We start from the raw sequence: 24254 nt of genomic DNA, 5'->3' as shown, positions 1-24254 counted from the left end.
AAAATTTGAAGATGATAAAAATTTCTAAAATAGCAATGGGTTTATCCGTCGCTGCACTATCACTTGGTGCTTGTACGGAAAACTTTGAAGAGTTAAACACCCGACCAGATGCACTTGTTGCAGATAACTTAGATATTGGTCTATTGGGTAATGCATTTGCGAATGCGCAGGCTCGTGCGATGTATCTTGCTCCGGGAGGAGGAACATCAGGTTTCCAGATTGCCCAAAGTTTATTCGGTGATTTATACTCGCAGTATTTTGCCACCACTCAGGTAAACTTTGACTCTGATCGTCATACCCAAGTAGGTGGATGGTCAAATAGTGCCTGGAATTACTACTATGGACAAGCCGCTCCGGTGATTCAATTTGTAGAAGAATTTTCTGAAGCGAATGATCTTCCTGTAGAGAATGCCATTATTAAGGTTTGGAAAGTAGCAGGATACCATAGAATTACTGATTATTGGGGACCGATTATTTATTCCAACTTTGGTAATGGAGAAACCAGTGTTGCTTATGATACTCAGGAAGAGATTTATAAGGATTTCTTTGTAACCTTAGATGAAGCAGTAACTGTATTAAAACAAAATGCAGGAGGATCTGTATTTGTAGGTCATGATCAGATTTATGGTGGATCTGTCGATAAATGGTTGACTTTTGCCAACACATTGAGATTGAGATTGGCTATGAGGATTAGATTTGTAGAACCGGCTTTAGCAAAAGCTGAAGCAGAAAAAGCTGTTGCTGAAGGTGTAATGGAGTCTAATGCAGATGGTGCCCAAATTCAAACTACCATTAACTCCAGAAATCCTTACTGGATCATTACCAACTGGGGTGAGTACAGAATGAGTGCATTGATGGAAAGTGTAATGGTAGGTTATGATGATCCTCGTACTGGTGTTTTCTTTAGTGAAACTGTTGATTATCAAAATACTGGAGAAGGAGAGCCTTACCAAGGTCTAAGAAATGGTCTTTCTAGAGAAGAATTGGGTACGCCTAATTTGAACGATCTAAATTCAGATATGGGAGTGATCTTCCTTAATGAAGGAAGAGGAGGAAGTGCTGCCGGTGAACCATGGAGAGTTTTAAGTGCTGCTGAAGCACAATTTCTACTTGCTGAAGGTGCTGCCATTGGTTGGAATATGGGTGGTACAGCTCAAGAGTTTTACGAAAAAGGAATTACCCTTTCTTTAACCGAGCCAAGAGTTGGAGCTACTGCTGATGTGGTAGATGCATATATCAATAGTGAAAATACACCTAGTGATGTAACTTATCCTTACAAGCCTGAGTGGAATATCGCTGCAAATTCATCTATCCCTGTTAAATTTATGGCTGATGGTAGCCTAGAAGAACAATTGGAGCAGATTGGAACGCAAAAATGGATCGCTATTTATCCTGATGGCTGGGAAGCTTGGGCTGAGTTAAGAAGAACAAATTTCCCAACTCCTTATCCTCGTTTGAATTCTGATAATGAATTTGTACCTGCTGATATGGTAATGCCAAGGTTGATCTTCGTTCAAGGAGAATATTCCAATAACAGTGAAGCGGTATTAGCAGCTGAGGAATTCCCAGAACTAGTTAGCCGTGGTGGTAACTTGAATAGCACCAAGCTTTGGTGGGATGCCAAAGAAGATTAATTAAAAATAAATTGAATATAGATAATATAAAAAGTGCCGTTTTTAACGGCACTTTTTTTAGTTTTATATCAAAATGCTAATGCCATGAAAATCAATGCCAAACCACTGATAATTCTGCTTTTGCTTGGAAGCTTATTTGCTTGCCAAAAAGAAAATCCCAATGCTTTGTTTACCAAAGTTTCCTCTTCCTCATCAGGGATATCTTTTAAAAATTTGGTCAAAGAGTCCGACGCTTTCAATGTACTTACCTATGGTTATTTTTACCAAGGAGGTGGTGTTGCGGTTGGAGATATTAATAATGATGGTTTACCGGACATTTACTTTACAGGCAATATGATGGCCAGTAAACTCTATTTGAACAAAGGGAATTTTGAGTTTGAAGACATTACTACCAAAGCAGGGGTAGAAGCCGCTGGTTTGTGGAATACCGGGACAACCATGGCCGATGTTAATGGCGATGGATTTTTAGATATATATGTGTGTAGGTCAGCAGCCAATAATCCAAGTAATAGAAAAAATCAGTTGTATATCAATCAAGGGGACCTCACTTTCAAGGAAGCTTCAGCCAAATATGGTTTGGATGACCCAGGGTATTCAACTCAGGCCTCTTTTTTTGATTATGACAATGATGGAGATCTGGACATGTTCCTGCTTAACCATAGCACCCAAGAATATGCAGGTTTTAGCAGGATTGATGGTTCTTTTAAAAGCAGAACAGGAGATTTTTTAGGTGACCGTTTGTATAGAAATGACAATAGTAAATTTGTAGACGTGACCCAAGAGAGTGGCATTATTGATAATGTTTTGGGCTTTGGATTGGCCGTTACTGTGAGTGATTATAACAACGATGGTTGGCAGGATATTTATGTGAGCAATGATTATAATGAGGAAGATTACCTCTATTATAACCAACAAGACGGGACTTTTAAAGAGGAGCTTAGAGATCATATGGGCCACGTTTCCTTGTTTTCCATGGGAGCCGATGCAGCGGACATGAACAATGACCTTAAGCCTGACCTGCTTACCATGGACATGATGCCTGAGTTTAATTTTAATCAGAAGGCAATTTTAGGACCAGAGAATTATAACAAATATACCGAGTTATTGGACAAGGGATTTTATCCCCAAAGCATGCGTAATATGTTTCACCTAAACCAAGGAGATGGCAATTTTATTGAAATGGGTCAATACAGTGGGATAGCTCATACGGATTGGAGCTGGGCAGTATTGGCAGCAGATTTCGACAATGATGGCTGGAAGGATATTTTCATTAGCAATGGTTATGCCCGTAACTATCTGGATATGGATTTTATGAATTATGTAGTGAGTGAGCGAATTAAGTCCAACCAAACGGGTAAGGAAAAAGCTTTGATGGGACTCATAGATAAAATGCCACCTATATATGTTCAAAACTATCTTTACCATAATCAAGGAAATGCAAGTTTCAAAAATATGGCCGGAGAATGGGGTTTACAAGATGAAACGGTTTCAAATGCAGCTGCCTATGCCGACTTGGACGGAGATGGAGACCTTGACCTCATTGTTTGTCATACCAATGACCCTGTTTCAGTTTACAGGAACAATAGTGAAAAATTAACACAAAACGCTTTCCTAAAAGTTAAGCTTAAAGGCGATAACTTAAATACAAGAGGTATTGGAGCCAAGGTTTTGGTTTATTCAAATGGAGAAAAATTCCACCAAGAGTTGATGCCAACACGAGGTTACCAATCTGCTGTAGATCAAGAATTGGTATTTGGTTTGGGAGAAAAGAAGACAATTGACAGCTTAGAGGTTTACTGGCCTACAGGAGAGTATCAGGTACTTACCGATATTCCTGTCAATCAGGAGGTTGAATTGGTGCAAACAGAAGGTCTGCCTGTGGATGCTCCTGTTACTAAATCGGTAAAGTTATTTGAAGAAGTGTCCGGAGCATTGGGGATTGATTTTGTGCATAAAGAAACCAAATTTCTAGATTTTACCCAAGATCGATTAATGCCCAATTCCATGGGGGCACTCGGGCCGAAGCTGGCCATTGCGGATGTAAATGGAGATCAATTGGAAGATATTTATATTGGTGGGGGAAAGAACCAAGCGGCAAAACTGTATACTCAAAATCGTCAAGGAGATTTTTCTGTGAGAAATCAAGCTGCATTTGAAGCTGACAAAGGCTTTACAGACACGGATGCTATTTGGTTGGATGCCAATGGAGATGGAAGGCTTGACCTTTATGTAGTCAGTGGCGGAACTGATTATCCAAAAGATAGTGAAATGTATCAGGACAGGTTGTACATCAACGATGGGAAAGGAAACTTTAGTAGAAATAATGAGTCACTTCCTTTCATGCCTGCAAGTGGAGGCACTGTGGCAAGTACAGATTTTACAGGTGATGGCTTTCCGGATTTGTTTGTTGGAGGACGTTACCTGCCGGGTAACTACCCTGAGGCACCAAGAAGTTATCTGTTAGCCAACGATGGAAAAGGAAACTTTACGGATGTTACAGCAGATTACAATGCTGAATTGATGGCTCCCGGGATGGTGAGTGATGCCTGTTTTATTGATACAGATGGTGATGGCAAAATGGAATTGGTGATCGCAGGAGAGTGGATGGGAATTCAGCTGTATAAAATAGAGGGAGAATCATTTGTAGCTGTACAAAAAAAATTAACCGAAGCAACCAAAGGTTGGTGGTTGAGCTTGTTCCCAACTGATATTGATGCTGATGGAGATCTGGATCTGTTGGCAGGTAATTATGGGGAAAACATGGTTTATCAAGCAAGTACAAGCCAGCCAATCCAAATTGTTTTTAAAGATTTTGACAACAATGGTAGGACAGACCCGATCATGAGCTACTATAAATCGGATACAAGTTCATTTGCTTTCAGTAGAGATGAATTAATTGGTCAATTGCCAAAGATGAAAGCGAAATACACAGACTATAAGTCATTTGCCCAAGCAAGTCTAGAAGATATTTTCAGTCTTTTGGATCTTAGTGATGCGGATACTTTACAAGCAGATATGCTGGCCTCCACACTTCTGATAAATGATGGAAATGGTAATTTCACCTATGAAAAACTACCTGCTGAATTTCAGTTGTCTCCACTTTTTGCAATGAGCAAAACTTCTTTTTCTAGCAGTGATCAACCTGTTTTATTGACTGGAGGAAATGTTAGCAAAACCCGTGTGAGTACCGGTAAATTGGATGCGAATCCGGGATTTGTTTTTAATATTGATGAGCAAAGCATGGACTTAAGTCTTGTACCTGTGCAGCAAACAGGCTTATTCTTTCAGGGTGATGTCAGAGATATTCAAACTGTAGAAATCAAAGGAGAAACATTTGTCATTTATGCATTTAATGACTCAGCTCTTCAATTATTTAAACTTGATTAATATTTATTTTTGTCCACATGTGGATCTCAATAAGCTTGATAACCGGGGAAGCATTGGATAACTATGCTTTCTCGGTTTTTTTTAACTCAGGAAAAGTATTTATTAGTCGGTATCTGTTTTTATTTCGGTTCGTTTTTATGCCAATAGGAGGCAAGTATTGAGCCTGAGATATTCATTATGATGCTAAAGACTGCCGGCGCTAATCCCAGGGTGGCCAATTTACCCATTTCTTTGGCTAGAGCTCCTGCCATTCCACCATTTTGAAGCCCTACTTCTAGGGCAATGGTTCGGGAATCTCTTTCATCAAGCCCTAAAGTCTTACTTGCTGAATAACCTAATAGGTAGCCTGCGATATTATGGAGGAGTACCAAACCTAGCAAAATAAAACCAATGTCCAACAGGTTGTCACGACCGGATGCCGTGATAAGAACAATGACGATGGCCACTACTGCCATAGATAAGGTTGGCATAACTTTCTGAAGAAAGGCGATTTTATTTCTGAAAAGGTGATTTACCAATAAACCGGCTCCAATTGGGATAATGACCATTTTGACAATGCTCCACATCATTACACCTACATCTATTTCTATCATGGATCCTGCCAACCATTTCATTAAAAATGGTGTAGCAAAAGGGGCCAATAGAGTAGATAGGGCCGTAATGGTAATGGATAGGGCCAGATTTGCCTTGGCTAGATAGCTGATTACATTTGAAGCGACTCCACTGGGAGAGCAGCCTACCAAGATTATTCCTGCAGCAATTTCCAAAGGCAGGCCACTAAAATTAGCAATGGCCCATCCTGACAAGGGCATTAAGGTAAGTTGGCAGGCCAAACCAATAAATACTCCCTTTGGGTTTTTACCAATTTGTATAAAATCTTTCACAGACATGGCTGTACCCATGCCAAACATGATGAATTGAATCAGGGGAGTGATCAGTTGACTTAAGGCATACCCTTTATAAGAGATAAAAGGACTTGGGAAGTACAAGGCAATGGTGGCCGAGCAAAAAATCATTATGGTATAGGTATAGCCTTTCAATTGATTGTTGATTGAAAAGGCTATACCTAATAATGCCATGAATCCGATCAAGAATGGTCCTGCGGATGCATGAACTCCTGAAAAGATCAAGTAGAGATATATAGATAGAAGCAATATTGCCAATAGCAATAGTGATCGAAAAAGGACTTGCTTTTTCAAAGGCTTCTACTCTTTTGGTGGTTTTCTATGCCAATAAGAGGCCAGTACAGATCCTGTAATGTTCATCAATGGACCAAATACTGCAGGGGCCAAACCTATGGTGGCCAGTTTGCCCATTTCTTTGGCTAAACCTGAAGCTAAGCCTCCATTCTGCATGCCCACTTCCAGGGCTACTGTACGTGCATCTTTTTCATTAAGTCCCAACCCTTTGCTGATCCAAAAGCCAAGGTTGTATCCCATGACATTATGAACAAAAACAAGGATGATTAGCAAACCTCCGATATCCAATAAACTGTCTCTTCCTGCCGCAGTAATAACCACTATAATTATTCCTATGCCGGCCATAGAAACCACTGGCATGGCATCGTCTAGCCATTTGGCTTTACCGGAAAACAACTTATTGAAAACAAGGCCTGCGCCAATAGGGAGGATGACCATTTTGATTATACTCCACATCATATCCAAAACATTGATCTCCACAAACTGTCCGGCCAATAGTTTCATCAATAAAGGTGTAAGAAAGGGAGCCAAAAGCGTGGAAATTGCAGTAATGGTGATGGATAAGGCCAAATTGGCTTTGGCCAAATAACTCATTACATTGGAAGCAAGACCACTTGGAGAACATCCAATCAAAATAAGTCCGGCGGCAATTTCTGGTGGGAAATTACTTAGGCTAGCCAAAATAAATCCAGTAATCGGCATAATTGTAAATTGACTCAATAAGCCAATAAACACACCTTTTGGCATTTTTATTACCCCTGCAAAATCCTTAAAAGCCATTGAAGTTCCCATACCAAACATGATTATTTGAATTAGGGGAGTGATCAGGTTGCTGTAAGCATAACCTTTGTATTCAACAAAGTACTCCGGATAGTACATGGCTGCCGTAACTCCCGCAAATATCATGGTAGTGTAAGTAAAGCCTTTTAGTTTTTCGAAGCCCCGAAAACCTATGCCCAAAAACACAAAAAATGCTATCAGAGGAATGGCCGCGCTTTCAATATTGCCCGGGATTATAAATATTAAAGCTAAGAGCAGGCACAAAAGGCCTGCTCCTATAAAGTATTTGAAAATCATTTCTTTTTTCAAGGTAACATGGGTTAACAGGTTCTCAGTGAGTTAGCGATATTAAATGTACGCAATACAATCCATTTCCACTAGAGAGTCTCCAGGTACTCCACCGTAGGTTGCAACTGTGGTTCTAACCGGTGGCTTACTTCCAAACCTTCCTTTATATACTTCATTCATTCCTTTATAATCTGCAAGGTCGTGCAAGTAAACATTAACTTTGAGTACTTTCTCCATTGAGCTACCTGCCTTTACTAATTCTTTTTCTAGCTCTTTTAAAACATGGTCAGTATGGGCCTTGATATCTCCGTCAAAGTGAGCTCCTTTTCCTGCCACATAAACAGTATTTCCTTGTTTGGTGGAACCGGAAAACAATGGTACATTTTGATCTTCAACAATGTTGAAAGCTTCTTTTCCTGTGCTGGTAGATTCTGTTGTATTTGCTTTAGCTATTGTACTTATTCCGGCGACACCTGCCAAAGAGGCAAATAATTTTTTAATTGTATTTCTTCTTTTCATCGTTTTCATCTTTTTAGATATAGGTTTAGATTTCGCAATTTATCCAATGAAGGTAAATTAATAATACTTTTTCTCCAAAATTAATTGGATGAACAAGCCTCATCACTATTTTAATGGGCATATCTGATTTTAGTATGCATCTTGGTTTTGGTTCTTAAAGTTTAGGATTTCAAACAAGTTCTTAGTTCCCTTACAAAGGGGTTAATCTGTATCCTCGTTTTTATAAATCTGACCCCGGCCTTTTAAACCTAAAAACTCTGAATTTAAATTTTTGTAGTACCTTTTGATTGTAAATTTTGTCCCTTTTCTGAGAAAAACCGTCTTGAGTTTTGATAGTAGTGTTTTTTTAGGGTGGTTTTCGAATTTTTAGCTTTAACTTATTTAGAAAGTTTAACTGTCTTTCATCAAGCCTTTAATTTTGACTTTAGATTGTTTGATCATTAGGATTTTAGTAGTATTAAATTGGTTTATTATGTATAATGAATTAGAAAAAATTAATAAATTGATTGGTATACGATCTTATCTAATTTGTCTGAAAGCTTGTGATCATTAAAAATTACCCATATTTTTAGTACTTACCTTTATAATAAAAAATGATAAGAAGTATTGTTAATCACATGTTCCTTTTGGCATTATTGGTTGCTGTAGGAGCCTGCTCATCAAATTCATCCAAAACTGAAAGTAAGGAAATGAAAACAGAAGAAAACTTGTATGTAAGTCAACCATTTACAAGCAATAATGAATTTACCGGGGGGATTGAAGGTCCTGCGGTAGATAAAGATGGAAATCTCTATGTAGTAAATTTTGGCAATGAAGGAACCATAGGTAAAGTTACTCCTGATGGCAAAGCATCGCTGTTTGTTACCCTTCCTGAAGGGAGTACGGGAAATGGTATCCGGTTCAATAGCAAAGGAGAAATGTTGATTGCTGATTACACCGGGCACAATGTGTTGAAAGTAGACATGAAATCCTTAGAAATATCTGTTTATGCGCACCATGATGAGTTAAATCAGCCTAATGACATTGCCATTATGGACAACGATATCGTGTTTGCCAGCGATCCCAATTGGAAAGAAAGTACCGGTCAAATTTGGAGAGTTGGACTTGATGGCCAATTTGTATTGTTAGAGGCAGATATGGGTACAACCAATGGAATTGAAGTTAGCCCAGATAACAAGACCTTGTATGTCAATGAATCTGTACAACGAAATGTTTGGGCATATGACTTAAATGAAGCGGGGGAGATCTCAAACAAGAGATTGATCCACACCTTTGAGGATTTTGGAATGGATGGCATGCGCGTAGACGTAGATGGAGACCTTTATGTAACCAGACATGGCAAAGGTACTGTGGTGAAGCTATCACCAGAAGGTGAATTTCTCAAAGAGATAAAAATGTCCGGAGAAAAGCCTTCAAATATTGCGTTTGGGGGAGTGGACGGTAAGACAGCCTATGTGACATTGCAAGACAATGGTAATATTGATTCTTTTCTGGTAGAAAAGCCCGGGAGAGCATTTAGGAAATAATTTTTTATTATCCCATTTAGGAGGAATAATGTGAAATGACAGCTCACGAGGAAGAAAATCTAAATTGGTCTGAAGTATTGGTATCCTGTGATGTTGGTGCTTGGGAACTTGATCCTACCAGTCTAATCTTGAGATTTTCGCCCGTGGGGCAAAAAATTCTGGGCCTTGATTTTGCTAAATCGGGGCCCATTTCTCATTTTGCTGAACATTTTTCTGAACCTGAAAAAGCCTTAATTCAAAAACTCTTTCATAGGCTAATTAGCCAAAATATTGGTTTTGATGAAATTTTTAATTTTAATAATCAGGGCAGCATACGGCTTAAAGGCAAGGTTTTAAATACTAAGGATGACAGGCTGAGGTGCGTAGGAACGGTGGAACGCGTTGGTACAATCGACAAGAAGCCGGTAGTTGAATCCTCTTTAGCCAATATTTATAAGGACCTATTTGAGTCTAATCCCATGCCCATAATTATTTGGGATTGTGGTAGCCAGAAAATAATTGATTGCAATCAGGAGGCTATTTTAAAATACGGTTATACCAAAGAAGTTTTTTTAAGTTTATTAATAAGTGATATTGTTCAAAATAAAGAATACGTTACCAATCATTGTAATACTGGTCCAGGGATAAATGATGAAGAAGTTCAACATAGGGTATGCAAGCATTTCATTAAATCCGGGCAAAGCTTTTTTGCAAAAATGCAAAGCAAACCTCTGGTAATTAATGGTAGGCCATGCATGATTGAGCAGGTAGCCGATTTTACCAGTCAAATGGAAGCTGAGGACCAGCTAGTAAATAGTATAAAGGAGCTTTCCGATTACAGGTTTGCCTTGGATGAATCATGTATGGTGCTTATTCTAAATGAAAGTAAGAAGATAGATTACCTTAACCGGAAATTTTTAGAGGTTTCGGGATATGAAGCGAAAGAACTTTCCAAGGCATCTCCTACAGCTATTTACGAGGAAAATCAGGCCTTAAAAGAATGCCTGTTAGCAGTTTCTAATGGGGAAATGTGGCGCGGAGAGCTCAAAGGAATTAAAAAACAAAGGGGTGTTTTTTGGATTGATACTGTAATTACTCCCTTTAAGGACAATAGAGATAAAACCTACCAATACATTTGGGTAGGCTATGATATAACGGAAAAACATAAAGCAGAGGAATCCTTATTTAAAGAGCGATTTCTATTGAGGTCTATCATAGACAATTTGCCGATTCGGATATATGTCAAAGACCTTATGGGCAGGCATATTATTAACAATAAAAGCCAATATCAAGATTTTCTTGGGGCAGAAACTGAAGAAGAAACCTTAGGAAAGACAGTTTTTGATTACTTTTCCTATGAAGTAGCCAAAAAGATGACCGTAATTGACCGTCATGTTATGTTAGAAGGACAGGCAGTTAAAAATATTGAGGAATCCTTTATTGACAGAAAGGGGCAATTGCGGTGGATTCTTACCAGCAAAGTTGCACTTAAAAATGCATCCAATAAAATTGTTGGCTTAGTAGGAATGACCAGAGACGTTACGGAAAGAAAGAAAGAGGAGGCTATCTTAATGAACCTAAACACTGAACTTACCGAAAAGGCAAAAGCGCTTGAACAATCCAATCAAGAGTTGGAACAGTTTGCTTATATCGCTTCCCATGATTTGCAAGAACCATTAAGAATGATCACCGGATTTGTAAATTTATTGGAGAAGAAATATTCTCCTATATTGGACAAAAAAGGATTACAGTACATGCACTTTGTGGTGGATGGTGCATCTCGAATGAGAAATATAATCATGGACTTACTTACCTATTCCAGGGTGGGGAGAGAAGGAGAAATATTGAAAGAAACAGATATTGGAGAAATCATTTCTAATGTATTGAACCTGCAGAAAACCTTAATAGAACAAAAAGAAGCTAAAATTTCCATTGGATCCATGCCCAAATTGAAGGTTCCGGCCTCTCCGATTAATCAGGTTTTCCTTAATTTGATAAACAATTCTTTAAAATACCAATCCAAAGGCGCTAAACCTAGGATTAAGATTTCTGCAAAGGAGAAGGAGGAATTATGGGAATTTTCTGTACAAGACAATGGTATAGGAATTCCTTTAACATCTCAAGACAAGGTATTTATCCTTTTTTCTAGGCTACATGGCAAAAGTGAATATTCGGGTTCCGGCATAGGTTTGGCAATGTGCAAGAAAATTATTGAAAACTTAGGGGGTAAGATTAGTTTTGATTCCAAGGAAGGTGTAGGGTCTACTTTTTACTTTACTGTTCCGAAAAAGATTATCTAACTCAGACAAGGGTTGTAGTTGGATCATATTTATTCCAATTACAGATTTATTGGTAGATACCAAGTACATTGATTGTATTTATTGCAAGAATTGGCGTTATTAATAACACAATTGATTTCAATCTGTATAAGGAGTTGGGAGCCTAGGATTAATTATATTTTTAGAAAATTTTGAAATGGATCAAGAAGGGTATCATTTATTGTTAGTTGAGGATAATTTGGGAGATATTTTATTGATAGAAGAATACCTCCATGAAAAAATCCTTAACCTCAAACTTACTGTTGCAAATACCTTTGAAGAGGCTCAAAAAAAATTAATTAATGAGAATCATCATTATGATGCAATCATCTTAGATTTGACTTTACCGGATTTACAAGGTGAGGAATTGATTTTAAAGGTTAAAGAGCTTGCGGAAGATGTTAGTATTGTAGTTTTAACCGGCTATTCCAATATAGAATTTGGCATGAAATCACTTTCCTTAGGTGTTTCGGATTACCTATTGAAGGATGAGTTGACTCCTACCTCTCTTTACAAGAGTATAATTTATAGCATTGGTAGATATAGGATTTCCAGACAGCTTAAGCATTCTGAGTTAAGATATAAGGAATTGTTTCACCTTAGCCCTCAGCCCATGTACCTTTATAACCTAAATACATTGGCGTTTATTGATGTCAATAAGGCGGCTGTTGATCATTATGGGTATTCAAAGGAAGAGTTTTTGAAAATGGATCTCAAACAGATCCGTCCCGAGTCCGAAGTCCCCAGATTGGTGAAAATGATTTCCAGTATCAGGGAAGGCAGATTTAAAGGAGAGCCTAAAATTTTTAACCACCTAAAAAAGAATGGGGAAATCATTACAGTTGAAATAAAAAGTAATTTAATCGTTCATGAAGGGGTCAGAGCAGAAGTGGTACTGGCCAATGACATTACCGAGCGTATGCGGTATATCAAGGCCATTGAAGATCAAAACAAACGGCTACAAGAGATTGCATGGATGCAATCACATGTGGTGAGGGCTCCTCTTGCCAGATTGATGAGTTTGGTAATGGCAGCAGATACCTTGGAAGAAGATGTCGGTAAAGAAAATTATAATCAGATGATTATGGACTCGGCCGTTGAGCTGGATGATATTATCAGAGATATCGTTAAGAAAACGGATAAGGTAAGTTTAGAGGCCAAAATGAAAGAGAAATACAATACCAGTCCTGAAAAGTAAAAAGTTGTTGAGGTTAATTTAAAAGCAATATCTTTAGCTTGTTGGTATCAAGATTATTGAATAGAGGAAACCTTATCAACTGCTCACTGTATTTTTTGGCTTGCAGCAAATCAAGCTTTTTGGAATTTTGGGTTAAATAGTACGGGCTGGAATGCAAACTTTGGTAGTGAAATACAGCCAATATTTTTTTTTGTTTCAAGAAGTTAAGTACTTGCTCTCTGTGTTTTAGGTTTTTCGCTAGTCCATAGTACAAATGAAAATTATTTCCTGCATGCTTTGGGACTGTCATCCATTCTAAATCAAATTTTTCCAGTAATATTGGCAAATTGGCTTTGTGCCAGTGCCAAATTTTTTCTCGTGAGGCTTGAATAGCTTCAATTTGCTCCAATTGTGCCCATAACCATGCAGCGTTAATCTCTGAAGGGGCAAAAGCACTGCCAATGCTCACCCATTCGTATTTATTTGCTTTGCCTAAAGCAAAGTCTTTTTTATTTGTCCCTCTGTTCCAAACCAAATTGGCTTTTTCAATAAATTTGGTATCATTAATCACCAACATGCCTCCTTCACCACAGCTGATATTTTTGGTTTCATGAAATGAAAAGGTGGCGAAATGGCCAAAAGTACCTATAGGCCTTTTTGCTTGATTTTTATAAACATAATAGCCATCAATGCCTGCTGCCGCATCTTCCAGTAGGTATAAATGATGATTTTGGCTGATAGCCAATAGTCGCTCCATGTCACAGGCCATTCCGCCATAATGAACGGCAACAATGACCTTGGTTTTGTCGGTAATCAAGTCCGCCAAGTTTCCTGCATCGATCCCGGGATAATCGCTTCTACTGTCTGCAAAAACAAGTTTACAACCCCTGAGTACAAAAGCATTTGCTGTGCTTACATAGGTATAACTGGGAAGGATCACTTCATCTCCCGGATGCAAGTCCATTAAGAGTGCAGCCATTTCTAAGGCATGGGTACAGGAATGCGTTAGGAACGTCTTTTTAAAGCCATACCTTTTTTCTAAAAATAACTGGCATTTCCGAGTGTATTTCCCATCAGCTGCCAACCTTCCTTCTTTACTCGCATCTTGTATATAGGCCCATTCTTTTCCTGTAATAGAGGGTTTATTGAAAGGAATCAAAAACATATTAAATGGTGTCTCCCTGTTTATTGGGAGTCTTGCTAAGCTTTGGGTTTTTAATGTAGTGCAGGTCTGATACGCCTCCGGAAACGATAAATTTCATGATCTCTGTGCTATTGACATTGTAAAGTCTTTCCACATTTTTTCTTGGCACCAAATACAGGTTGCCACTGAAATTGTAAGAATGGGGAAAGTAAACAGCCACCAATTCCTCCTGTCCTATAACTTTCAGGTCATCCTGAGTCATAAAACCCAGCCTTGACATATTGTCTGAAAGCTTTACAATTATGGGAGTGTTGAATTTCTTTTTATCGCCTACAAAGGCAGACATAAGGTCCTTGATACTGGTGTAAAGAATATTTACCAATGGAATTTTAAATACAAGTTTTTCAAGTTCTTCGAAGATGGACTTTGTAATGAAAATACTCGTCAAATAACCAACCAGAGTAACAAATACCAGCATGACCAATATTCCTAGTCCGGGAATATTAACCGGAATAATATTGTCTAAAAACTGGACAGTCAGGATGATAATATATCCCGTCAAAAAGAATGGTACAACGAATAATAGTCCTCTAAGAAAGTATCCTAGAATTCGTTTAGAAGTAAAATCTGACATCTCGAGCAGGCTTAATGTTAATTATCTCTAAAAATAAAAAAAAACCCTGTTCTCTATTGAGTGAACAGGGTTTCTTTGATGTAATATTCTATTTGGATAGAATCCGTATATTATAAATCAATTCCCATAAATGACATAAATGCAATCCCCATGAGACCTGTTATCAGCATGGTGATCCCTAGCCCTTTAAGACCATTTGGAACGTTGGAGTATTTTAATTTTTCACGGATAGCAGCCAAAGCTACTATGGCAAGGAAAAACCCTGTTCCTGATCCAAATCCATACACAGTTGCTTCAGCAAGTGTATAATCTCTTTGCGCCATGAAAAGTGATCCACCTAAGATGGCACAGTTTACAGCGATTAATGGAAGGAATATACCCAAAGCACCATACAATGCAGGGGCAAATTTTTCCACAACCATTTCCACCAATTGTACCATGGCAGCAATGATCGCAATAAACATGATGAATCGGAGGAAGGTAAGGTCTATATTGGCAAAAGATTCACCAAGAAAAGCCAAAGCACCTTCTTTCAAAACAAACTCATTCAATAACCAGTTGAGCGGGACAGTAATTGTCAATACGAATATAACGGCAGCACCCAAACCTAAGGCTGTACTTACTTTTTTGGATACAGCCAAAAAAGAACACATACCCAGGAAGTAGGCAAAAACCATGTTGTCAATAAAAATTGACCTAATTGCTAAACTAAATAATTCCATTGTTCCTGTTTAATTAATGTTCTACATATCCTGTTTTGGATCTTTGGACCCAAATCAACAATCCCAATATAATGAATGCACCTACAGGAGATACCATTAGACCGTTGGTGGCAAGCTGGAAGTCATCGCCAAACAATCCGGAGACATAATCGAAAACAGGTACGCCAAAAACAGCTCCTGATCCCCATAATTCTCTGAAGAAAGCGACGGTAAGAATGATCCATGAATAACCCAAAGCACTTCCAAATCCATCCAAAATAGAGTCATATGGTTTGTTACCAAGGGCAAATGCTTCTAAACGACCCATTACAATACAGTTGGTAATGATGAGACCAACAAAAACTGATAGTTCCTTGTACATATCGTAAGCAAAGGCTTTCAATACCTCATTTACAAGAGTTACCAAAGTTGCTACTACTGCCAATTGGACAATGATTCTTACCCTTCCTGGTATTTTGTTTCTTAAAAGGGAGATGGTCAGGTTTGACATGACTATTACAAACACAACTGACAAGGCCATTACCAAGGTGGGTTGCATCTGCGTGGTTACCGCCAAGGCAGAACATATTCCTAAAACCTGAATGGTGATAGGGTTATCGTCCACCAAGGGGTCAGTAATTAGCTTTTTTCTCCTTTTGGAAAGAAAAGCTTCTGAATCCTTTACTTTTATTGCTTTTTCAGCGGTTTCTGTACTCATAATTTCTTTGTATTGAAATTTTTACAATTAATTCATAGCCACTTTAGAACCACCTTCTTTTATTTTTTCCATATAGGACTGGTAATGCTGAAGGTAGTTTTTTAGCATATTATTGACACCATCAGCTGTAATGGTTGCCCCGGACATGCCGTCCACCTTATGTGGTTCTCCTGAGTAATCTTTTCCTTCACCTTTTTGCATGTATACGGAAACAAGTTCACCCCCTTCATTATAGATGGTTTTGTCTTTGTAGCGTTGCTGCACTTCTACTGAAGTGATTCTGGCACCCAACCCAGGGGTTTCACCTGCATGTGACAGTGTTACCCCTTCAATGGTGTCCATATCGGTTTTTAAGGCCACATAGCCCCAGATACTGTCCCATAACCCACTACCATAAACAGGCAATATATAGGCAAGAGCAGTATCTTCACTTCCTTCATCTAAGAAGATAAACACAGGATACAATCTATCTTCAGGAGCTTTTTTATAATTTTTACCAACATCTACTGTTTCGGCAGATACGGCAACTCCGTCTTGTTCCTCAACTTCCTCTCCATTAAGGTTGACTACCTTTGAAGAAATTCTGCTGGCGTAAAACTCATTTACTTCCTCCGGCTTCATTTCTGCTATTTGTTCAGCAGGTATTACTGCGCCCAGAATTTGTTTTTTAGTATCAAGTTCTTCAGCTTTCTTTTGAATTGGCTTTAATAGTTCGGACGTACCTGACAATAATAAACCCAATACGACGGTCAAAATGACCGAAAATGTAATGATATATGCGTTAGACTGTTGCACGTTGTAACCTCCTTTTCTTGTTAGCTTTAACTACATAATAATCAATAAGCGGCGCAAATACATTCATAAATAATACCGCTAGCATGATACCCTCAGGGTAAGCGGGGTTGGTAACCCGGATAATAATAGTGAGAGCACCGATAAGTAAACCATAAATCCATTTTCCGGATTCCGTCTGAGCGGCTGAAACAGGATCTGTAGCCATGAATACTATACCAAAAGCTATGCCTCCCATTACCAAATGGTAATGTGCCGGCATGGCCATGAATTCATTTACCGCCAAGACCTGCATTAGTGCTGCCATAAGGTAAGCACCTACAAACCCACTAAAGATTATTTTCCAACTACCTACACCTGTAAATATTAAAATTGCAGCACCGATTAGCACCATCAATGTAGATGTTTCCCCAATTGATCCGGGGATAAATCCCATGAACAAATTTTGAAAGCTAAACATATTGTCCATCAATACTGAGTTATGACTGGCCAAATTGGTTACTGCATTTACTCCTTCTTGTCCGGATTGATAAGCAACTGCTAAGGCCGTGGCACCGGAAAAGCCATCAACAGGCATCTTGTCTCCTAAATAAGTCCATACCTGATCACCTGAAATTTGTGCTGGGTAAGCAAAGTATAAAAATGCCCTGGCAGTCATCGCCACATTTAAGATATTCATTCCTGTTCCACCAAAAACTTCCTTGGCGATAACTACTGCAAATACTGTTGCTAAAGCAACTTGCCATAGTGGGGTTGTTGCTGGAACTACCAGTGGAATCAACATCCCTGTTACCAAGAAACCTTCATTGATTGGGTGCTTCCTAACTACAGCAAAAACCGCCTCAACTATACCCCCGGCAGTATAGGCTACCAATACAATAGGCAATACCAAGGTTAACCCTAATACAAACTTGTCACCAAAGGTGGCAGCTTCACCCACTGCCAAATAGTGCAAGTGGCCGGTATTATAAATACCAAACAACAAGCAGGGTATCATGGCAATAACCACTGTAATCATCATCCTTTTCAGGTCGATGGCATCTTTTACCTGAGCGCCTTTTGTGGCAGCAGTATGGTTGGGTGAAAACATAAATGTTTCGCCTGCCTCATACAGGTAATAAAGATTTTCCAATTTTCCTCCCTTTTGGAATAAGGGTTTCTGTTTGTCCAACAGATCTCGTAAAAACTTCATATTTCTTAACTGTATTGAATGAGTTCTATACCTTTTCTAATTAATTGCTGAACTGGGTGTTTGGAAACATCTACAAATTCACACAAAGCAAGATCTTCTTCTATTACCTCGTAAATTCCCAACTCCTCCATTTCATCAAAATCTTCTGCCATGATGGCTTTGAGCAAATACACTGGATAAATATCCATAGGGGTAACCTTTTCAAAAACCCCGGTCTGTACAAATGCTCTAGGTTCCCCTCTCACATTCGAGTCCAAAGCATATTCCTTTTTCGGGAATAGAAAAGAGAGTAGTCCTAGTGCTTTATGGAAGCTTAATTTATCTGTTGTAGGTTTCATCCAGCCCATGAATTCATAATAATCACCCTCAGGGATGACGGTGATTTGGTGCTGGTAATAGCCCAGATAACCTTCCTGGCTTATTTTTTCTCCAGTTAAGACATTTCCTGAAATGACCCTGAAATGATTGGATTTGGTATTTCCCGCTACATAGCTATCAACACAGCTACCTATATAGGTCTGGGCATATGAAGGGGCTTTGACTTCAGAACCAGTGATGGCCACCAATTTGGAGGCGTCATAAATCCCGTTGATTAACAATTTACCAATTTGAACCACCCCATAAGGGTTGACTGTCCATAAAGTCTCTCCTTTATTAATTGGAGCGGTATTGTGGATTTGCACACCTACATTTCCTGCCGGATGAGGGCCTGAAAATGCGGTGGTTTCAACACCTTGTATGGCACCTAATTCAGTTGATTTACTGTCAGCAGACAAACCTAAATAAACCTTACCATCAGTAAGTTTTTTTAGGGCATCAATTCCTGCCTGAAAATAATTGCTTTGACCTTTCAGTATATAATCATAATCCGGCGCCAAAGGGTGAGAATCAAACCCAGAAATAAATATGGCGCGTGGGTTGTCGTCAGGGTTTGCTACTATTCCGTAGGGTCTCTGAATAATTTGAGGCCATACACCGGAAGAAGTAAGTTTGTCAATGATGGTATCTCTGCCTGCCGATTTAATTTCTGAAGAGGTTAATTTCTCAAAGTTTTCAAAATTAATTTCGCCGTCAGCAAGGATTTTTATTTCCAATAACTTTCTTTTCTCTCCTCGTTTTATTTCAATGATTTCTCCTGATACAGGTGCAACATACTTTACCTTTTCCAGTTTTTTATCAAATAAAATAGGAGTGCCTGCCTTTACCGTATCACCTTCTTTTACAAGGACCTTTGGTCTTTGCATTCCGATGAAATCTGTGGGCTTGATGGCAAAGGTTTTGACAGGTTGATAATCACCGACTTTTTTTTCGGCTTTACCTACCAGGCGTATATCAAACCCTCTTTTAAGCTTGACTTGTTTTGACATATTTAATTTTTGAAACTTTTTGATCCTATGAAAAACGCCTCAAATCTAATAAATTACATTAGTTATTAGAAGATAATTCGGCGATTATTTAGCTATTTTTTATCGATAAAACCCAATTAACTTAACGGTTTCTCAATTGTTTGCATTGATACTGATTTTATTATAAGATAAAATGTGCTCTTTTACCTGGTCCATTAACCACATTGGTGTGGATGTGGCCCCGCATATGCCAATTTTATCTTCAGAATTGAGCCAATCGAGGTTTATCTCTGTTTCATTCTCAACAAAATAACTCCTTGGATTGATGTGCTTACACACCTGATACAAGGCTTTGCCATTTGAACTCTTTTTTCCTGCAACAAAAATGATTACGTCGTTTTCTTTTGAAAATTTTTGAAGTTGTGGTTCACGGTTAGACACTTGTCTGCAAATAGAGTCATTGGCATTGAAATCCATTTCCTCCATGCTGCCCCTTGCTTCTTTTATCCTTGCTTCAATTTTCTCTTTCAACTCGTAGAAGCCTTTGGTGCTTTTGGTTGTTTGACTAAACAGGGTTACAGGTCTGGAAAAGTCAATTTGATCCAAATCTTCATCATCCATTACCACAATGGCTTTTTCAAGGGTTTGGCCGGTAAGACCGATCACTTCTGCATGCCCCTTTTTACCATAAATTACAATTTGGCCATCTTGACTTTCCATCTTGTCAAAGGCACTTTTTACCCGGTGCTGTAATTTTAAAACCACTGGACAAGAAGCATCAATAAGCTCAATATTGTTTTTTATGGCTGTACGATAGGTCTCCGGTGGTTCACCATGGGCCCGTATCAAGACTTTGCAGTCATGTAATTCTTCTAAATTCTCTCTGTCAATTACAACTAAACCCTTATCACTTAATCGGTTCACCTCCATGGCATTGTGTACAATATCTCCAAGACAATAGAGCTTAGAACTGCTTTCCATCTCATCTTCTGCCATTTGGATTGCGTATTCAACACCAAAACAATATCCGGAATTTTTATCTATTGTGACTTCCATAAAGTTAGTTCATTCTTTCCTTGGCCAATTCAATTATTCTTGAGACCTGCTCCTTGAACTCAAGATAACTGGTATCAATCTCTACGGCATCTATTGCTTTTTTTAATGGGCTTACTGATCTTCCTGAATCTATCTTATCTCTTGATTCAAGGTTTTGCTTGACAATATCAAGACTAATTTTTTCACCTTTTTCTAAGAGCTCTTTTTGCCTTCTTTCTGCCCGTATAGTAGTGTCGGCAGTCATGAAAACCTTTAGTTCCGCTTCTGGGAAAACAACGGTGCCAATATCACGGCCATCCATTACAATTCCTTTTTTACTACCCATGCGTCTTTGTATGTTTACCATGGCAAAGCGTACATTGGATAATTTGCTTACTTGACTTACATAGGTGGAAACTTCCATGCCCCTGATTTCACTTTCCACATTTTCTTCGTTCATAAAAATTTCCTGAACGCCCTTAGCTTCATTAAATTGGAAAGTAATTTTTATGGCTTGAAGGGCTTTATTCACTTCTTCCGTATTGGAAAGATCCGTGTTATTTCTTAAAAAATATAGGGTAACAGCCCTATACATGGCACCTGAATCCAAATAGGTATATTGCAGAATCTTAGCTACAGCTTTGGCTGTAGTGCTTTTCCCACATCCTGAATATCCGTCGATGGCAACGATAATTTTTTTCATTAAAGAAAAATGAAATTGCTTACTGCTTTCCTTTTCAATGGCAAATATAGTATATTTATAGGTATTCTTGGCAGTAAGCTTTATTTGAATTGATTTTTATTATCATTTAAGGAGCTGCAGCAAGAAAATGGAATATTTTATTTTAATTTTTAGGTTAGAATGTCTAAAGTTTTTACGCTTCAAGGTAAACTTGTTGATATTGAAAATCGGGAAATTTATTCTGTAGAAGTTCAGGTGTCTGAGGGTAAGATCAATAGGATAGATCGAATCGATTCTTCTCCTGATCAATACATACTTCCGGGATTCATAGATGCACATGTTCATATTGAATCTTCACTATTAATACCTACAGAATTTGCGCGTCTGTCAAGTACTCATGGAACGGTAGCCACTGTATCTGATCCCCATGAAATTGCCAATGTTTGTGGGATTGAAGGAGTGGAATTCATGATTGAAAATGGTGATCATTCCCCATTCAAGTTCTTTTTTGGCGCACCATCCTGTGTGCCGGCAACCCCGTTTGAAACAGCTGGTGCCTCAATCAATAGCGTCGACATTGCCAAACTTTTAAAACGAAAAGATATTCATTATTTGGCTGAGATGATGAATTGGCCCGGAGTGCTTTCGGGAGACGATGAGGTACTCCGGAAAATTGAATTGGCAAAAAAAATTGGTAAACCTGTAGATGGACATGCGCCGGCACTAGTAGGTGAAGAGGCAGCAAATTATATTAAAGCAGGTATTTCTACAGATCATGAATGTGTAACTTTGGAAGAGGCTCGCTTTAAAGCCAAAAAAGGCATGAAAATAGCCATTAGGGAGGGAAGTGCTGCGAAAAACTTTGATGCTTTGATAGATTTGATCGATGAATTTCCGGATCAAATAATGTTCTGTTCAGATGATAAACATCCCGATAGCCTGTTGTTAGGACATATCAATCAGTTGGCGGCTAGAGCTATTGATAAAGGGAAAGATCTTTTTAATGTGCTAAGGGCTTGCTGTATTACTCCTGTTCAGCATTATAATATTGGAGTAGGTAGATTAAGACCCCATGACCCTGCTGATTTTATAGTGGTGAAAGATTTGATTAATTTCAATGTTTTAGAAACTTATATCTCAGGAATTTTGGTAGCCAAAGAAGGGAAAAGTAAAATAATGTCTACCAAAACGGAGCCGATCAATAATTTTAAAGCCTGTCCGGTTGCTGCCAATGATTTTGAAATGGATCATCAGGGGGGAAAGGCTAAAGTGATAGTGGTGGAGGATTCTCAATTGATCACCGGAACGATTGACTGTGTAGTGCCTGAAAAAGATGGAAAAGTTAGGGTGGATATTAATAATGATATCCTAAAAATTGCCATCATCAATAGGTACCTGCCTGATGTCAAACCGGCGGTAGCTTTGGTTAAAAATTTTGGGTTAAAAGATGGAGCCATTGGATCATCTGTAGCCCATGACTCACATAATATCATAGTAGTGGGCACAAGCGATAGTCTGATGGCTGAAGCTGCCAACTTAATTATCAAGGAAAAAGGAGGGTTATCAGCTGTAGGCCCCAAAGGAAGCAAGGTTTTGAACTTGCCTGTAGCAGGATTGATGAGTAATTCAGATGGATTTTCGGTTGCAAGTAGTTACATTGAGGTAGATAGATTGGCAAAAGAATTTGGCAGTGGTTTACAGTCACCTTTTATGACCTTGAGTTTTATGGGCTTATTGGTAATCCCCCATTTAAAATTGAGTGACAAAGGATTGTTTGATAGTGACCTATTTAAGTTTGTAAAGGTTTTTGGATAAAGGGAAATATTTTAATTAATCAATTTTGAAAAAAGGATTTTTGTCAAAGTTAAAAAAGCAGGGTAAGAATTTGTTTTTCTGGGATAAGAGTCCATCCCTGGAAATACAAGTTTTTAATGTTGCCTTGGTTATTTTAATAGGTTTTGCTCTTTTTCTGGCGATCATCAACTTATGGTTACAAAACTATAGTTTGGTCAAACTTTGTTTAATAGTTGTGGTCAGCCTTTCTGTATTTATTTATCTTTTGAGGGTAAAGCATGCCTTTAAAACAGCATTTTATTTGGCGAGTTTTAGTACCTATCCAATTTTACTCTTCAATTTCTTTCACAATGATGGTATAATTGGCCCTACTTTTTATATCCTTTCTTTGATTCATTTGTTGATTCTTACTATAGTGAATACAAAGCATTATACGTTCTGGAGTACCTTGAATGTACTGTTTTATTTTTTACTTTATTGCTTTGGGTTATACTATGGGGAACTGATCCCTGAAAATTATAATAGCCGGTTTGAAATTTTAACGGATCATTTGCTTACCTATAGTGCTTCTATTCTTGGAGTTACCATGATAATGTTTGCTTTAAAACGTTTTATTTTGAACCAGAAACGAAAAGTGAAAGAAAAAACAGTGGCATTATTGAAAATAAACAAAGACCTAAAACAAACCAATAACCAAAAAGACAGAATCATAGCCATTATTTCCCATGATTTAAAAAATCCTCTTCAATCCATCATCCAAACCTTAGAGTTAATTAATTCAGGAGACCTTACTGAGGAAGAGATTAAATTCTTACGAAAAGAATTACTGAAATCGACTAAAAACACCTATAAAATGATGGAAGATATATTGGAATGGTCTTCTTTTGAAATAAAAAATGCCTCTAGAAAGGAAAAGAAAATAAAAATTAAAGACCTGATCGAAGATACAGTAGAGATCTTAAGGGTGATAGCCAAACAAAAAAGTATAGAATTAGAGGTCAATTATCATGAAAATCCCTTATTGAATTTAGAGACAGATAGACTGCTCCTGATTGTTAGGAATTTGGTTCAAAATGCCATAAAGTTCACCCCTTCAGGAGGACATGTTATTGTTGATATTTATTCTCAAGAAGAACAATTGACCCTTCAGATAACGGACAATGGAGTTGGGATTTCTCCCAAACGTTTAAAAAATATCTTCGAACAAGATATAAAATCTACTTACGGTACCGAGCAGGAGAAAGGAACGGGAATGGGGCTTCACATGTGTTTCCAAAGTGCCCACAAGCTTAGTGGGAAATTGGAAGTGCAAAGCACTGAAGGGGTTGGTTCAACCTTCAAACTAGTGATACCTACAGGGATCAATTAGTCCTTTTATTTCAATGAAGGATAAACTGATAACTTAATTA

The 24254-nt window shown here is 38.2% G+C and carries 19 protein-coding genes; 7 read left to right on the top strand and 12 right to left on the bottom strand.

The window, feature by feature from the left end:
* Positions 1-11: 11 nt before the first annotated feature.
* Together ACYVHJ_RS16450 and ACYVHJ_RS16445 are read left to right on the top strand one after the other, a co-directional pair.
* Complete coding sequence (locus ACYVHJ_RS16450) at positions 12-1634, top strand: RagB/SusD family nutrient uptake outer membrane protein (protein ID WP_460516776.1); 1623 nt, start codon at positions 12-14, stop codon at positions 1632-1634.
* Between the two features lie 84 nt (positions 1635-1718).
* Entirely contained in the window at positions 1719-5021 is a 3303-nt protein-coding gene (locus ACYVHJ_RS16445; protein WP_460516773.1) for a VCBS repeat-containing protein, read from the top strand.
* Positions 5022-5140: 119 nt separating this feature from the next.
* Here ACYVHJ_RS16445 and ACYVHJ_RS16440 read toward each other — a convergent pair whose 3' ends face one another.
* The 3 genes from ACYVHJ_RS16440 to ACYVHJ_RS16430 are packed head-to-tail and all read right to left on the bottom strand — an operon-like array spanning position 5141 to position 7816.
* Positions 5141-6220: a bile acid:sodium symporter family protein gene (locus ACYVHJ_RS16440; protein ID WP_460516769.1), complete on the bottom strand. Its 1080-nt coding sequence runs from the start codon at positions 6218-6220 to the stop codon at positions 5141-5143.
* A 6-nt stretch (positions 6221-6226) separates the two neighbouring features.
* Positions 6227-7297 (bottom strand): bile acid:sodium symporter family protein, encoded by a 1071-nt coding sequence (locus tag ACYVHJ_RS16435; protein ID WP_339903719.1) that lies wholly within the window; start codon positions 7295-7297, stop codon positions 6227-6229.
* Between the two features lie 51 nt (positions 7298-7348).
* Positions 7349-7816: a RidA family protein gene (locus ACYVHJ_RS16430; RefSeq protein ID WP_460516766.1), complete on the bottom strand. Its 468-nt coding sequence runs from the start codon at positions 7814-7816 to the stop codon at positions 7349-7351.
* 584 nt (positions 7817-8400) lie between these two features.
* Here ACYVHJ_RS16430 and ACYVHJ_RS16425 point away from each other — a divergent pair.
* The 3 genes from ACYVHJ_RS16425 to ACYVHJ_RS16415 all read left to right on the top strand — a co-directional run bounded on the left by ACYVHJ_RS16425 (position 8401) and on the right by ACYVHJ_RS16415 (position 12828).
* On the top strand, positions 8401-9333 hold the full coding sequence (locus tag ACYVHJ_RS16425) for an SMP-30/gluconolactonase/LRE family protein (protein WP_460516763.1): 933 nt from the start codon (positions 8401-8403) through the stop codon (positions 9331-9333).
* A 35-nt stretch (positions 9334-9368) separates the two neighbouring features.
* Entirely contained in the window at positions 9369-11612 is a 2244-nt protein-coding gene (locus tag ACYVHJ_RS16420) for a PAS domain-containing sensor histidine kinase (protein ID WP_460516760.1), read from the top strand.
* Positions 11613-11787: 175 nt separating this feature from the next.
* Positions 11788-12828, top strand: a complete 1041-nt coding sequence (locus tag ACYVHJ_RS16415; RefSeq protein WP_460516757.1) for a PAS domain S-box protein — start codon at positions 11788-11790, stop codon at positions 12826-12828.
* A gap of 13 nt (positions 12829-12841) precedes the next feature.
* Here the strand turns inward: ACYVHJ_RS16415 and rffA are convergent, their stop codons facing one another.
* The 9 genes from rffA to cmk form a co-directional block, all read right to left on the bottom strand.
* Positions 12842-13972 (bottom strand): PLP-dependent aminotransferase family protein, encoded by a 1131-nt coding sequence (rffA, locus tag ACYVHJ_RS16410; RefSeq protein ID WP_460516754.1) that lies wholly within the window; start codon positions 13970-13972, stop codon positions 12842-12844.
* A gap of 1 nt (position 13973) precedes the next feature.
* On the bottom strand, positions 13974-14585 hold the full coding sequence (locus ACYVHJ_RS16405) for a DUF502 domain-containing protein (RefSeq protein WP_339903216.1): 612 nt from the start codon (positions 14583-14585) through the stop codon (positions 13974-13976).
* 110 nt (positions 14586-14695) lie between these two features.
* The gene (gene nqrE / locus ACYVHJ_RS16400) at positions 14696-15307 is read right to left on the bottom strand and encodes an NADH:ubiquinone reductase (Na(+)-transporting) subunit E (protein ID WP_339903215.1); all 612 of its coding nucleotides are present in this window, start codon (positions 15305-15307) and stop codon (positions 14696-14698) included.
* 13 nt (positions 15308-15320) lie between these two features.
* Entirely contained in the window at positions 15321-16004 is a 684-nt protein-coding gene (locus ACYVHJ_RS16395) for an NADH:ubiquinone reductase (Na(+)-transporting) subunit D (RefSeq protein ID WP_339903214.1), read from the bottom strand.
* A gap of 27 nt (positions 16005-16031) precedes the next feature.
* Positions 16032-16799 carry an NADH:ubiquinone reductase (Na(+)-transporting) subunit C gene (gene nqrC, locus ACYVHJ_RS16390; protein ID WP_460516749.1) on the bottom strand — a complete coding sequence of 256 codons (768 nt, stop codon included), beginning with the start codon at positions 16797-16799 and terminating at the stop codon, positions 16032-16034.
* Positions 16786-17988, bottom strand: a complete 1203-nt coding sequence (locus ACYVHJ_RS16385) for an NADH:ubiquinone reductase (Na(+)-transporting) subunit B (protein ID WP_339903212.1) — start codon at positions 17986-17988, stop codon at positions 16786-16788. Before ACYVHJ_RS16385 ends, nqrC begins: the two co-directional genes overlap by 14 nt.
* Positions 17989-17993: 5 nt before the next feature.
* Complete coding sequence (locus ACYVHJ_RS16380) at positions 17994-19355, bottom strand: NADH:ubiquinone reductase (Na(+)-transporting) subunit A (RefSeq protein WP_460516746.1); 1362 nt, start codon at positions 19353-19355, stop codon at positions 17994-17996.
* A gap of 132 nt (positions 19356-19487) precedes the next feature.
* Positions 19488-20390, bottom strand: a complete 903-nt coding sequence (locus ACYVHJ_RS16375) for a 4-hydroxy-3-methylbut-2-enyl diphosphate reductase (protein ID WP_339903210.1) — start codon at positions 20388-20390, stop codon at positions 19488-19490.
* Between the two features lie 4 nt (positions 20391-20394).
* Positions 20395-21111 carry a (d)CMP kinase gene (gene cmk, locus ACYVHJ_RS16370; RefSeq protein ID WP_460516921.1) on the bottom strand — a complete coding sequence of 239 codons (717 nt, stop codon included), beginning with the start codon at positions 21109-21111 and terminating at the stop codon, positions 20395-20397.
* Between the two features lie 120 nt (positions 21112-21231).
* Here cmk and ade point away from each other — a divergent pair, with 120 nt between their 5' ends.
* Positions 21232-22866 (top strand): adenine deaminase, encoded by a 1635-nt coding sequence (ade, locus tag ACYVHJ_RS16365; RefSeq protein ID WP_460516741.1) that lies wholly within the window; start codon positions 21232-21234, stop codon positions 22864-22866.
* A 25-nt stretch (positions 22867-22891) separates the two neighbouring features.
* Positions 22892-24214, top strand: coding sequence for a sensor histidine kinase (locus tag ACYVHJ_RS16360; RefSeq protein WP_460516738.1), 1323 nt, complete (start codon positions 22892-22894; stop codon positions 24212-24214).
* The last annotated feature ends 40 nt before the right edge of the window (positions 24215-24254 follow it).

This window comes from Cyclobacterium sediminis (assembly GCF_054781075.1).
The sequence above is the reverse complement of the archived record's forward strand: the minus strand, read 5'-3'. Positions and strand labels throughout refer to the sequence as shown.